The organism is Fibrobacter sp. UWB15 (assembly GCF_900177705.1).
Lineage (GTDB): Bacteria > Fibrobacterota > Fibrobacteria > Fibrobacterales > Fibrobacteraceae > Fibrobacter.
The window spans coordinates 1,010,470-1,023,311 of record NZ_FXBA01000001.1 but is presented as its reverse complement, the minus strand read 5'-3'; the positions used below and the strand labels follow the sequence as shown (position 1 = coordinate 1,023,311).

13 protein-coding genes are annotated in these 12,842 nt (G+C 52.8%); 10 read left to right on the top strand and 3 right to left on the bottom strand.

Features of this window, described 5'->3' with window-relative positions; translation table 11 throughout:
• Positions 1-34: 34 nt before the first annotated feature.
• Positions 35-2,251, bottom strand: coding sequence for a 1,4-alpha-glucan branching protein GlgB (gene glgB / locus B9Y58_RS04265; protein ID WP_199220937.1), 2,217 nt, complete (start codon positions 2,249-2,251; stop codon positions 35-37).
• A gap of 112 nt (positions 2,252-2,363) precedes the next feature.
• On the opposite strand from glgB, the gene B9Y58_RS04260 reads away from it, so the two are divergent.
• Both B9Y58_RS04260 and B9Y58_RS04255 read left to right on the top strand, forming a co-directional pair.
• Positions 2,364-3,197 carry a pyridoxamine kinase gene (locus B9Y58_RS04260; RefSeq protein ID WP_073054503.1) on the top strand — a complete coding sequence of 278 codons (834 nt, stop codon included), beginning with the start codon at positions 2,364-2,366 and terminating at the stop codon, positions 3,195-3,197.
• A gap of 6 nt (positions 3,198-3,203) precedes the next feature.
• Positions 3,204-3,635 carry an acyl-CoA thioesterase gene (locus B9Y58_RS04255; RefSeq protein WP_073054501.1) on the top strand — a complete coding sequence of 144 codons (432 nt, stop codon included), beginning with the start codon at positions 3,204-3,206 and terminating at the stop codon, positions 3,633-3,635.
• 47 nt (positions 3,636-3,682) lie between these two features.
• Here the strand turns inward: B9Y58_RS04255 and B9Y58_RS04250 are convergent, their stop codons facing one another.
• Positions 3,683-5,116 (bottom strand): aldehyde dehydrogenase family protein, encoded by a 1,434-nt coding sequence (locus tag B9Y58_RS04250; RefSeq protein ID WP_073054499.1) that lies wholly within the window; start codon positions 5,114-5,116, stop codon positions 3,683-3,685.
• 171 nt (positions 5,117-5,287) lie between these two features.
• Here B9Y58_RS04250 and B9Y58_RS04245 point away from each other — a divergent pair, with 171 nt between their 5' ends.
• The 5 genes from B9Y58_RS04245 (at position 5,288) to B9Y58_RS04225 (ending at position 9,400) form a co-directional block, all read left to right on the top strand.
• A complete protein-coding gene (locus B9Y58_RS04245) occupies positions 5,288-5,800 on the top strand; it encodes a gamma carbonic anhydrase family protein (protein ID WP_073054497.1) in 513 nt (170 codons plus the stop codon).
• 65 nt (positions 5,801-5,865) lie between these two features.
• The gene (locus tag B9Y58_RS04240) at positions 5,866-6,828 is read left to right on the top strand and encodes a diacylglycerol/lipid kinase family protein (protein ID WP_073054495.1); all 963 of its coding nucleotides are present in this window, start codon (positions 5,866-5,868) and stop codon (positions 6,826-6,828) included.
• The gene (locus tag B9Y58_RS04235; RefSeq protein ID WP_073054493.1) at positions 6,828-7,910 is read left to right on the top strand and encodes a UDP-3-O-(3-hydroxymyristoyl)glucosamine N-acyltransferase; all 1,083 of its coding nucleotides are present in this window, start codon (positions 6,828-6,830) and stop codon (positions 7,908-7,910) included. Before B9Y58_RS04240 ends, B9Y58_RS04235 begins: the two co-directional genes overlap by 1 nt.
• Positions 7,911-8,037: 127 nt before the next feature.
• The gene (locus B9Y58_RS04230) at positions 8,038-8,940 is read left to right on the top strand and encodes a UDP-3-O-acyl-N-acetylglucosamine deacetylase (protein ID WP_073054491.1); all 903 of its coding nucleotides are present in this window, start codon (positions 8,038-8,040) and stop codon (positions 8,938-8,940) included.
• Positions 8,909-9,400 carry a 3-hydroxyacyl-ACP dehydratase FabZ family protein gene (locus B9Y58_RS04225; RefSeq protein WP_233247832.1) on the top strand — a complete coding sequence of 164 codons (492 nt, stop codon included), beginning with the start codon at positions 8,909-8,911 and terminating at the stop codon, positions 9,398-9,400. The genes B9Y58_RS04230 and B9Y58_RS04225 overlap by 32 nt, the downstream gene beginning before the upstream one ends.
• A 1-nt stretch (position 9,401) precedes the next feature.
• On the opposite strand, the gene B9Y58_RS04220 is transcribed toward B9Y58_RS04225, so the two are convergent.
• Complete coding sequence (locus tag B9Y58_RS04220) at positions 9,402-9,995, bottom strand: L-threonylcarbamoyladenylate synthase (RefSeq protein WP_073054489.1); 594 nt, start codon at positions 9,993-9,995, stop codon at positions 9,402-9,404.
• A gap of 130 nt (positions 9,996-10,125) precedes the next feature.
• Here B9Y58_RS04220 and gatB point away from each other — a divergent pair, with 130 nt between their 5' ends.
• From gatB to B9Y58_RS04205, 3 genes are read left to right on the top strand one after another with little or no spacing between them, the layout of a single operon-like run.
• A complete protein-coding gene (gene gatB / locus B9Y58_RS04215) occupies positions 10,126-11,580 on the top strand; it encodes an Asp-tRNA(Asn)/Glu-tRNA(Gln) amidotransferase subunit GatB (RefSeq protein WP_073054487.1) in 1,455 nt (484 codons plus the stop codon).
• Positions 11,580-11,894 (top strand): phage portal family protein, encoded by a 315-nt coding sequence (locus B9Y58_RS04210; protein ID WP_073054485.1) that lies wholly within the window; start codon positions 11,580-11,582, stop codon positions 11,892-11,894. The genes gatB and B9Y58_RS04210 overlap by 1 nt, the downstream gene beginning before the upstream one ends.
• Before the next feature lie 36 nt (positions 11,895-11,930).
• Positions 11,931-12,665 carry an IMP cyclohydrolase gene (locus tag B9Y58_RS04205; RefSeq protein ID WP_073054483.1) on the top strand — a complete coding sequence of 245 codons (735 nt, stop codon included), beginning with the start codon at positions 11,931-11,933 and terminating at the stop codon, positions 12,663-12,665.
• Positions 12,666-12,842: the final 177 nt, after the last annotated feature.

The window sequence follows — 12,842 nt, the reverse complement described above, 5'->3', positions numbered from 1 at the left end:
GAATCGGGGCTTTTTAATGTTTAGAATTCTTCGCTTAACGTTCCAAGCGGAAGTAGACTGCGGCCAGCGGCGGGAGCTTGATATTCAGGCTCCACTGGCGATTCTGCCACGGAATATCCTGCGTCCAGACTTCGCCGAAGTTACCCACGTTAGAGCCGCCGAACATGCTTGCATCGGTGTTGAAGATTTCTTTCCACTTGCCGCGGGTCGGAGCGCCGAGGCGGTAGTCGTTGCGGACCACCGGCGTGAAGTTGAATACGCACAGAATCTGGTTTCCGTGGTCGTCCTTACGCACAAAGCTCACGATGGAATTGTCGGCATCGTCGCACCAGATCCATTCAAAGCCTGTGTAGTAGTGGTCGATTTCCCAGAACGGGGCGTTTTCCTTGTACAGGTGGTTCAAAACCTTCATCATCTGCAGGAGCTTGCCGTGGCTATCCCAGCTGATGAGGTGCCAGTCAAGCGAACGCTTCTCGTTCCATTCGCGGAACTGCCCGAACTCGTTGCCCATGAAGTTGAGTTTCTTGCCCGGGTGCGCATACTGGAAAGCGTAGGTGAGGCGGAGGTTTGCAAACTTCTGCCAGTTGTCACCCGGCATCTTGCCTAGCATAGAGCCCTTGCCGTGCACCACTTCGTCGTGGCTGAACACCTGGATGAAGTTTTCGCTGTAGGCGTACACCATGCTGAAGGTCAGCTGGTTGTGGTGGTACTTGCGGTGAATCGGTTCATGCTGAATGTAGCTGAGGAAGTCGTTCATCCAGCCCATGTTCCACTTGTAGTGGAAGCCAAGACCGCCCTGTTCAGGCGGGCGCGTAATGCTTGGAAAGCTGGTTGATTCTTCAGCAATCAAAATCGCATGCGGAGTGAGGCGACCCATGATGCTGTTCAGGTGCTTCAGGAATTCGAGCGTATCGTAGTTGATGTTGCCGCCGTCCTTGTTCGGGACCCACTGGCCGGGGCCCTTGCCGTAGTCGAGGTAAAGCATCGAGGCCACGGCGTCAACTCGCAGGCCGTCGCAGTGGAATTCCTTGAGCCAGTACATGGCGTTTGCAATCAAGAAGTTCTTGACTTCGTTACGGCCCAGGTTAAAGATGTAGGTGCCCCAGTGCGGGTGTTCGCCCTGGCGCGGGTCGGCATGTTCGTAACAGGCGGTGCCGTCAAAGCGTCCGAGTGCGTGGGCGTCTTTGGGGAAGTGAGCCGGAACCCAGTCCACAATCACGCCGATTTCGTTCTGGTGGCAAAGGTCCACAAAATGCCTGAACTGGTCCGGTGTGCCGTAGCGGCTCGTGGGGGAGTAGTAACCGGTCACCTGGTAGCCCCAAGATTCATCGAGCGGGTGCTCGGCCAGCGGCAAAAATTCCACGTGGGTGTAGCCCATTTCCTTGAGGTACGGAATCAAGGTTTCTGCAAGTTCATCCCAGTTCAAGAAGCGGTCCGGATTCGCGGGGTCGCGGCGCCAGGAACCGGCGTGGACTTCGTAAATGTTCATGGGCGAACCGAAGACCTTGGTTGCCCAATGTGTAGACATGTAAAGGTCGTCGCCCCATTCGTAGCCGTCGAGGTGCGTGGTGATGGAGGCAGTTGCCGGGCGGACTTCGCTGAGTTTTGCGAGCGGGTCCACTTTAACATGCAGGTTGCCATCGGCACCGTGAATTTCGAAGCGGTAGAGTTCGCCTTCGCCAATGTTCGGAATGAAAATTTCCCAAATGCCGGTGGAGCCAAGCATGCGCATCTGGTGGCGGCGACCGTCCCAGCTGTTAAAGCTACCGACGACAGAGACTGCGTGGGCGTTCGGAGCCCAGACGGCAAAGTGCACGCCCTTAAAGCCCTGGTGTTCAACAAGGTTTGCACCAAGTTTGCGGTACAGTTCGTAGTGCGTGCCGCTCGAAATCAGGTGGCGGTCAAAGTCGCTAAGTACAGGGAGAAATGCATACGGGTCGGTCAGCGTGTATTCGTTGCCGTCGTCTTGGCGAATGATCAAGTTGTAAAAGAACGGTTCGTATTCCTTGTCCAGAATGGCTTCAAAAAATCCCGTGTTGCCAAGCTTCATGAAATCGAATTCAAATTCGCCGTCACAAGATTCACCGCGAATAAAGCTTGCCTGCGGTTGGTAGGCGCGAATCACCGTCTTTAAGCCGCGGTCCGTGTTCAGCGGATGCAAACCTAAAATCGAGAACGGGTCTTTGGTATTGAAATCCCAAATGGCACGCATGTCTTCTGACGTAAGGCTCGTAAAATCATTCCATTCCATACAAAACTCCTGTAATTGGTCCAGACCAAGGAGGGCCCAAAACACCTTGTTGTAATGTCGTAAATATAACTTAATCAAAAAAAAGGGGGCTTTGCAATTCTATATTTGGGGCATGTACAGGCGAGTCCTTACGATTCAAGATATTTCGTGCTTTGGACAGTGCTCCCTCACGGTGGCACTGCCGATTATTTCTGCGTGCGGTGTAGAGACGGCGGTGTTGCCGTCGGCGATTCTTTCGACCCATACGGGCGGCTTTACAGGCTGGACATTCCAGGATCTGACTAAAGAAATGTTGCCGATTAGCGAACACTGGCGTGTGGCTGATATTCGCTTCGATGCGTTCTATACCGGTTATCTGGGTTCAATCGAGCAAATTAACATGGTCAAGCACATCATGGACACGAACGGTGTCGATGGTGCGATTCGGGTAGTCGACCCTGCCATGGCCGACAACGGGGCGCTTTACCCCGGCTTCAATATGGAATTTGTCGATGCCATGAAGGATTTGTGCGCCCATGCCGATGTTTTGCTTCCGAACATGACCGAAGCTTGCATGCTCACGGATACGGAGTACAGCGAAAATATTGACCGCGAAACGGTCGAACTGCTTTGCAAAAAACTCTGCGAACTGGGCACCAAGTCGGTGGTGCTGACCGGTGTCGGATTCCGTCCGGATTATACGGGTGTCATGCTTTACGACGGCAAGGAATTCAACTACTACGAGCACAAGAAAATTACCAAGGGCTTTAACGGCACAGGCGACTGCTATGCCTCGGCTTTTGTAGGAGCCATGCTCCGCGGTCGTCCTATGGTCGATGCGGCCCGGATTGCGGCCGACTTTGTGCTGGAATGCATCGAAAAGACTTATGAAGACAAGTCTCACTGGTATGGAGTCAAGTTTGAACTTGCGCTCCCGAACTTGATCAAAAATTTAGCAGACGAGTAGGTATTTATGGCGATTGCGATGGAAGAAACGGTTGACCCGATGCAATTTACGCAGGTGTTCAAGGTGACGCCCGAAATGATTGACGACAATCATCATTTCAATAACGTATGGTCGGTGCAGTGGATTCAGGACATCGCCATTGCTCATTCGGAGCAGGTGGGCGGTACGCAGCTGATGCGTGACCTGGGAGCTGGTTGGATGATTCACGTGCAGCACGTGGAATACAAGAACCAGGCGTTCCTCGGTGATGAAATCCGCGGAACCACTTGGGTCGCTGCTTACGGCAAGGTGGCTAGCTTGCGCAAGTGCCGCTTTGAACGCGTCTCTGATGGCAAGGTGATTTTCGAATCGGAAACCCAGTGGGTGCTTGTCGACATGAAACGCGGCCGTCCCATGGCCATTTCCGACGAAATGAAGCGCCTGTACGTCGGTCACTAGTTAGTAGGATGTAGACAGTAGGCAGTAGGAAGTGACTCGAAGGATCTCTAGCTGAGGAATTTCCTTGCAATCCGTTGGATTCTTGCGCGGAGTCCTTTCTCGCCTTTCTTGTGGTACGGCGGGTAAAGGAATGTCATGGTGTCTAATGCGCCTTGTCGCATCACGTTGCGTTCGTGGCTAAAAGTCTTGAAGCCATAAATTCCGTGGTAATTGCCGGTGCCGCTCATGCCGACTCCGCCAAAAGGAACCGACAGATTTTCGATTTGCAAAATGCAGTGGTTCACGCAAGTAGAGCCCGAGGTCGTGCTGGCGATGACTTCGTTGATTTTCACTTCGGATTTTCCAAAAATGTACAGCGCCAGTGGCTTCGGGCGCGCTTGAATGAAGGTAATTGCATCTTCTAGCGAATCGTAAGCGATAATCGGGAGAATCGGTCCGAAAATTTCGGATTCCATAATGCGCATGTCGGGGGTGACATCGGTCAGCACGGTCGCGGGCGTGTATCTGGTGCCACTGTCGCAGAATTCCGCGCCGCCGATGACGGCCTTCGCACCCTTCGCAACCGCATCCTCAATGAGCGCTTGGTGGCGCTCGACGGTGCGGCTTTCAACGATGTGTACAAAAATTTCTGAGTTCCGGCGGGCGTCTTCGGTTTCGCCGTACATCTTCTTTATGTTGTCTGCAACGGCTTCGGCGAGCGGCTGCATTAAACGTTGCGGGCAAAGCATGTAGTCGGGAGCGATGCAGGTTTGGCCTGCGTTCAGGCACTTGCCCCAGGCGATTTTCTTTGCGGCATCCTTGATGTTCACGTCATCCAGAACGATTGCCGGCGATTTTCCGCCGAGTTCAAGCGTGACTCCGGCATGAATTTTTGCCGCTTGTTCTGCCACATGGGCGCCCACGTTCGGGCTACCCGTAAAGAACACATGATCGAAGGGGAGGGCGAGCAACTGGTCGCCAATTTCGGCACCTGCGCCCTGCACAACGGCGACTTCGTTTTGCGGGAAAACGTCAGAAATCAGCGATTCAAGAAATGCCGCTACATGAGGCGTCTTGTGGCTCGGCTTTGCTATCACCACATTGCCGGCAGCGACGGCTGCGACGACCGGCGAAATAAAAAGCAAGAACGGGTAATTCCACGGTGCCATAATCAGCACGCGGCCCTTGGGCTCAAAATGGCTCACGCTTGAATTCAGCGGGAACAGAAGACTAAAGTTACCGTCTTTGTCTTCAACCCAATCGGGCAAGTGGTTCACGGTGTGGTCGATTTCTTGCAGGGCAGGGTAGACTTCGGTAAGCCAGACTTCGGTTTTCGGCTTGTGGAAATCGGTCCATACGGCATCATAAAATTCCTGCTGTCGGGCCACAATGACCTTGCGGAGTTTAACCAACTTGGCGATTCGTTCCTTCACGCTTGATTGTGCAATTTTCCAGCGGTTTTCACCCTGCGCATCAAATATGTTTTGTAAGAAATCTGACATGTGGAACAATATAATTTTTACTCATACGTCTTAGGTCTAAAGTCGCTTGATTTATACCATTGAAGCGTACACCCACCGTCCAAACCCCATAGCCCACACCCCATACCACTTCCTACGGCCTACTGTCTACTTCTAACTTCCTACTGTCTACTTTTTTTATAAATTGTAATTATGGCTAGTTTGATTGAATACAAAGGTAAAAAGCCCGTTCTTGGCGAACGTGTGTTTATCGCGGAAGGTGCAAAAGTCATTGGCGATGTAGAAATTGGCGACGATTCGTCCGTTTTTTACAATACGGTTATCCGTGCAGACCTCGCCGAAATTCGCATTGGCAAGCGAACCAATATCCAGGATAATGTGACCGTGCATCTTTCGACAGGAGTCGGCGTGCATGTGGGCGACGACGTGACCGTGGGCCATAATGCCATTTTGCATGCTTGCGATGTTGACGACCACGTGCTGATTGGCATGGGTGCAATCCTCATGGATGGCGTACACATCAAGTCGAACAGCGTGGTGGCTGCCGGTGCCGTGGTGACGCAAAATAAGGAATTCCCGGAACGTAGCCTGATAGTGGGCGCTCCGGCCCATGTGGTGCGCGAACTGACCGAAGACGAAATCCGCAAATTCCACGAAAATGCGGAACATTATTTGGTCATTAAAGAAGAGTTGAGAAACTCTTAACGCTTTTTTGCTACAAAAAACTTTGCTTTAGACTCGATTTCGTATATAATTATATTTTAGCAGTGATGTATAAGTTTGTCTTTCTCATTAATCCGATTAGTGGCGGCGGCCAGGGCAAGGTGATTCACCAGTATTTGCCCGAAATCATGTCTTCTTTGAATTATACGGAAGACCAATGGAAGGCCGAATTTACCAATATCGATGGGTTAGACAATCAGATCAGGGACGCTCTTGCCAATACCGAAAAACTGGTGGCCGTCGGTGGCGATGGCACCGTGTCTTCTGTCCTTTCGGTCATGGTCTCTTCGGAATACGCGAAGTCCGTAAAAATCGGCCTGATTCCCCTTGGTACGGGTAACGATCTTGCCCGCGTTTTGAACCTTTACAAGCCCTATGTAGACAAGGGTCTTCTGTTCCTGGTGCGTAGGCTTTTGCAGGCCAAGGCACGACCCTTCGATATCTGGAAGGTGAACGGGAAACTTGCCTTTGCGAACTATTTTTCGGGCGGTATCGATGCCCGAATCGCTCACGATTTTAACCGCGCCCGCGCCAACGGCGAATTCAATTCGAATTCCGTGCTGGTGAACAAACTGCATTACGTGAAGAGTTTCTTTGCGGACCGCTCTTACCAGCTTAAAAAGGGTAAGCTTTCGTTTGTGGATGCCGAGGGCCGCAGCTGGCAAAAAATTCTGGACGGCCACCGCACCGTGATTGTGGGCAATATCCCGAGTTTTGCTAGCGGTACGAATCCCTTCTACAAGTCCGATATGGCTGACGGCCTGCTCGAAATCGTATGCGTGCCGAACATGTTCAGGTTCTTGCTGGCTATTGCGGTCGGGAACTTGCCTGTCATCGGGAATCTAGTCAAGAAGTATTTTATCAAGACCCGCAAGGCCAGGTCGCTTAAGTTAGAATTTGCCGAAGACGAATTTTTGCAGCTCGATGGCGAAGACTTGAGCGGTAAACTTGGCGGCCATGTAGACATTGACTTTGCCTGCAAGGTGCAGATTATGGCGCTGGGGGAATAATGTTCTCCGTTCGCTGTGCCGAAGTCCTTGAATTTTTACGCAATACAGAATCGATGGAATGTAACGTCTTGCGCGAGTCGCCAGAGGTTACTTTAACAGGCTTTGCTGCACTGACGCAGGCTCGCGAAAACGACGTGAGTTTCTGGGTGGGTCGTGTCGAGAGTGTGACGCATGCAAACGGTCCTTCGAACGATGATTTGAAAAAGACGGCTGCCGGCCTCTTGTTTGTGCCTTCTGCAGCGGTGCAATCGGGCGAGGTTTCGTTTACCGAGATTTTTCCGAACGCAAAGAACATTGTCGCCGTCAAAGAACCTTACCATGCCATGGTCAAGTTCCTGGAACGTTTCGAGGGCAATGGCTTTAATGACAATATGGAATCGGGTGTGCATTTTGACCGCGACTACATGGGCGTGGGCTATGGCGAAACCGGCCCGTGGATTCACCCGACGGCAGTTGTGGAAGGCTTTGTCGACGAAGGCTGCTTTGTCGGGCCCGGCTGTGTGGTGATGCGCGGCGCAAGTATCGGGCGCGGTTGCCGCCTGGAATCAAACGTGACCATTTACCCGAATGTCATCGTGGGCGAGGGCTGCATTTTTCAAGCGGGCGTCGTTGTCGGTAGCCGCGGCTTCGGATTCTACGAGCACGAAGGCGAGCGCCGCATGGTGCCGCATTTTGCAGGAGTGCGCATCGGGAACCGCTCAAGCTTTGGTGCGAACACGGTCGTGGCGGCCGGATTCATTTCGCCGACGACCATCGGCGACAATTGCCACTTGGATTCCATGGTGCAGATTGCTCACAACTGCGTTTTAGGCAACAACATTTACATGGCCTCGCAGACGGCGCTTGGCGGCACGACGATTCTCGAAGACGGCGTACAGTTCGCGGGCGGAGCCAAGGCGGCGGGGCACTTGACCGTGGGCAAGAATGCGATTGTGACCGCGAAAGCGGGCGTGACTAAGAGCGTTCCCGCTGGCAAGACCGTTGCTGGGTTCCCGGCGATTGACATCGAAATCTGGCGTCGTCAAATGGTCGAACTCCGCATGATGGCGAAAAAAAAGTTAGAAGTAGGAAGTAGGCAGTAGGAAGTGACACGAATGTGTCATCCTGAGCGCAGAGCCGTAAGGCTCGAAGTCGAAGGATCTAGTTGATAAAGGTATGAAAAAGTCTTTCTGCAGAAACTTGCTTTTATTTGCTATTTTGTAGCTCGTAATGAGTAATGTGTGTGAATTTAAATCCCCCAGCTTAAGCTTTGGTTCGACATCGGTTTCTGTTGAGCCGCTGGAAAAGGATCCGCAGAAGGTTCCTTTTGTGGCGTGGTATGTGGGCGAAAAGCTTTTTTATCGCAGCGACGCGTGTCATTGTTTTGAAGAACTTGAATTTTTTGCGAAACGTACCGCTGGCTACAAGTTGAGCGAATCCGGCTTGGAACTTCTGTCGCCGGAGCATTTGGCACCCGTGTTCCTGATGTGGCCGCACCGGCGCTTTAACGTGCGGCTCACTGATGCGACTAAGCCCGAAGTCCCGATGATGGACGGTTCGTCGATTCCGTTCTTCTGCGAAATGCGAAAATTCTGCGGAGCGCCCGAAGAGCTGGTCTTTTTCGATGCTCCTGTGCATGCCGAGTGGGACTTGGGTAGAGATGCCGCGGTCTACGGCCATGTTCGCATTACGCCAGCCGAGACATTTGAGGTGGAATACGTTCTTGATCGCAATACCGCCCGCGATGGTTACGACCTGAAGTCGGCGGCCTCCGTCTCCATTTATTCGCCCGAGAACTTGTACCAAATTTTCATGGCGCGCACCTTCATTCACCAGGTGGAACTGGAGCGCGCCCGTGCGGCAGGACTCCTCGCAGGCGTCGATGAATCCTGCGGACTCCTGCTCGCAGCGGGGGATTGCGCGGCTCAAAACAGCGCCTGTTCGCCAAAATTCCGCATCGCAAACGAACCTGCGATGCATAAAATACTAGATTTGATTGGAGACCTGAGTTTTATCTGTCCGGCCCTTCCGAGGGTCAGAATCGAAATCACCAACGGTGGGCATGTGTCCCACCACCAAATCATGGAGAAAATCATTCCTTATGTCAATGCTGGAATCTTTACCCAAGTCTAACGTCGATGGAATCCTCTACGATGCCGAAGTCGTCCACAGCGTGCTTCCGCAGAAGGCCCCGTTTGCCTTTGTCGATGAAATCCTCTCCCTCGATGCTGAAAACATGGAAATCGTTGCCAAGTGGCACTTGACCGGCGAAGAAGGATTCCTCAAGGGACATTTCCCGGGCAATCCGGTGCTCCCCGGCGTGATTCAGATTGAATCCATGGCCCAGGCTGCCACGCTCCTCACCATGATCGGTCGCGAAGCCGAAACCACGGGCAAGCGCCCCGCCTTCATGGGTGTCGAAAACTGCCGTTTCCGCGCTCCGGTGATTCCGAAGGCTGAAATCGTTCTGAAGGCCAAGCTCATCATGGCCCGCCACGGCATTTACAAGTACAGTGGCGAACTCCTGATCGTCGATGCCGAAGGCAAGGAAACGCTCTGCACCAAGGCCGACTTCAGCGCCGCCATGGTGTAAGTTACGGGTCTAGCAACTCGCCACGAATCACTTCGACTTGATCCCCGACCAAACTGATAATGTTGGTCGGGTTTATTTCTATAGGGCCGCAGTCGACCATCATGTCGACGGAATGCTCGAAGGTCTTCCAGATGTCATCCGGCTCGTACATGTCTTCTTCGGTGAGCTTGGCGGCCGTGCTCAGAATCGGCTTGTCGAAATGCTGGAAAAGTTCCTTGAAGAACGGGTGCGTCGGCATTCTCACGCCAATTTCGGGGCGCTTGACGTCCAGGCGGCGGGCGATGTGCGGGTCGGCGGGCAAAATAAACGTGTACGGCCCGGGCACGCGCGGCTTCATGATGTTGAATGCAAAGTTGTCGACTCGGGCGTAGTCGGTCGCCTTGCGAATGTCCGGGATGATGAGCGCCATGAAGAACTTCTTCATCGGCTTCTTGAGGGCATAAAGCTTGTGGATTGCCTTGGGCGATTCGGCGTTGCAGCCAATCGCGTAACCAGATTCAGTGGGGTAGAGAACAAGACCGTCGTCTTCGAGGGCGGCTGCGGCAAGCTTCACGATTCTCGCTTGCGGATTTACAGGGTGAACTTCAAAACGCATATTAAAAATTTAGAATAATAGTTCTTTTTTTACAAGATTGTTATTATCCTAACCACAAACCACTGTTTACTGCCTACTTCCTACTTCCCACTTTTTCTATCTTTTCAGCGTAAAAATTATCGGAGATATCATGTCCAATTATTGTCCTGTTATCGGTCTTGAAATCCATTGCCAGCTCGCAACTAAAACCAAGATGTTTTGCGGCTGCGAAATCGAAGTGAATACGACCCCGAACAAGCACGTTTGCCCTGTTTGCCTCGGTATGCCGGGTGCCATGCCTGTGCCGAACAAGAAGGCGGTGGAATACGCCATTCGCTTAGGCCTTGCCCTGAACTGCGAAATCGACCTGAACGCGATGTGGACCCGCAAGAACTATTTCTATCCGGACCTGCCGAAGGGCTACCAGATTACCCAGACGGGCGGACTTCCGGTGTACGACCACCCGATCTGCAAGAACGGCTGGCTCGAAATCGTGAAGGAAGACGGCACCAAGAAGCGCGTGGGCATTACCCGTATCCACATGGAAGAAGACGCCGGTAAGCTCATCCACGACATGAGCCCGACCGATTCCCACTTCGACGCGAACCGCTGCGGCACTCCGCTCTGCGAAATCGTGACCGAACCGGATATTCGTAGCCCCGAAGAAGCGGTGCTCGTGCTGAAGAAGATCAAGCAGACGCTGGAATACACCCGCGTGTCCAACGCCAACATGGAAAACGGCAATATGCGCTGCGACGGCAACATTTCTCTGCGCAAGAGCGAAGACGCTCCGTTCGGTATCCGCGCCGAAATCAAGAACTTGAACAGCTTCACGAACCTCGAGAAGGCCCTGTACTGCGAAATGAACCTGCAGGCCTCGACGCTCGATGCCGGCAAGGAAGTGGAACAGTGCACCAAGCGCTACGATCCCAATGCGGACAAGACCATCGTCATCCGCTCTAAGGAAGACGCCCACGACTACAAGTATTTCCCGGAACCGGACATGGTGCGCCTCGTGACTGACCCGGCCTTTGTGGAAGAAATCCGCCGCACGCTTCCGGAACTGCCGGATGCCCGCCGCAAGCGCTTCATGGACGACTTCGGTGTTTCCGAATACGACGCCATGGTGCTCACCGAAGACCGCGACGTGAGCGAATGGTACGATACCGCCGCGAAGAACTGCAAGAACGGCAAGGTCTTGGCCAACTGGGTGATTACTGAACTCCTCGCTAAGGTGAAGGAACTCGAAGGCGGCCTCAGCACCCTCAAGATCAAGCCCGAAGACCTCTGCAAGCTCGTGAACCTCATTGCCGACAACACCATCAACGGAAAGATTGCAAAGACGGTCTTCGCCGAGATGTTTGAAACTGGCAAGGATCCCGAAGCTATCGTGAAGGAAAAGGGCCTCGTGCAGGTGACCGACACTGGCGCTATTGAAGAAGTGGTCCGTGCCGTGTGTGCCGAAAATGCGGCCCAGTTCGCCGAATTCAAGGCAGGTAAGGTTGCTTTGAAGGGCTTCCTCGTGGGTATGACCATGCGCAAGTCCGGCGGCAAGGCTAACCCGGGCCTCGTGAACCAGATCCTCGACAAGCTCGCGAAGGAATAATGACTAAGTTCGTTCTTGTTGTGGTTATAGCGCTCCTGTCCGCAGGGGCGTCTTTTGCCGCAGACAAGCTCGATAAGTACGACAGCGCTTACGTGAGCACGCTGAACATGACCGACGAAGAAGCGGCGGAACTCTATGGCATTGACTCGACCAAGCTGAATCAGGGTCCGACGCTCCAGGAACTCAATGAAGAAAATCCGACCTACGTTAAGCGCGAATACAACCATCGCCAACAAGTTATTGTTGGCAGCGTCGTGATGCTCTGCGTCGCTGTTGCGATGGTCTTAATGAACAATTACAATCCGAAACGATAAAATTTCCCAATCACCAACCACTATTTACTAATCACTATGTCCTACACAGACGAAGCAAAACAGAATTTCAAGGCCCTCTCCAATAACCCTTATCCCGGTCGTGGCATTGTCCTCGGCGAAAGTGCCGACGGCAAGTCCTACGTGCAGGTGTACTGGATCATGGGCCGTAGCGTGAACAGCCGCAACCGCGTGTTCGAAATCGAACGGTCGACCGGCTTCATGAAGACCAAGGCCTTCGATGAATCCAAGCTCACGGACCCGCACCTGATTATCTACTATCCGGCACGTCACACCGCCGACGTCCAGATTATCACGAACGGCGACCAGACCGACACGATTTACGACGCCATCAAGCTCGGCGGCACCTTCGAAAGCGCTCTCCGCACGCGCCAGTACGAAGACGACGCCCCGAACTTCACGCCGCGTATTTCCGGCATCCACTACAAGAACGCAAGCCCCGCCGTCTACAAGCTCTCCATCCTCAAGAGCAGGGGCAACAGCGAAGAAGCCGGTTGCGAACGCATGACGTTTGAATACGAGAAGGCTTTGCCGGGTCTTGGCCACTTCATCAGCACCTACGAAACCGACGGTAGCCCGATTCCTAGCTTCAACGGTTTCCCGAAGCTGATGCCGATTTTCGACAATGTCGAAGACACGCTCAAAAAATACTGGGCCGCCCTGAACAAGGACAACAAGGTTTCCCTGATGGTCAAGTGGATCGACAAGAAGACCTTCAAGGCCAAGACCTTGATCGTGAATAAAAACAAATAAGAGCAAAGATGTTGTAAAAGCGGTTCCTTTTTCAAGGAATCGCTTTATTGTAGGGTAGAGGGACATGAAATCGGCGTGGCTTATATTAGCGCTATTGCAGATTTATTTGATAGCCTGTTCTAATTCAGAACAGGTTTTATCTGAAGAAATCCTTACGGAAGGATTTTTTTTAGATTC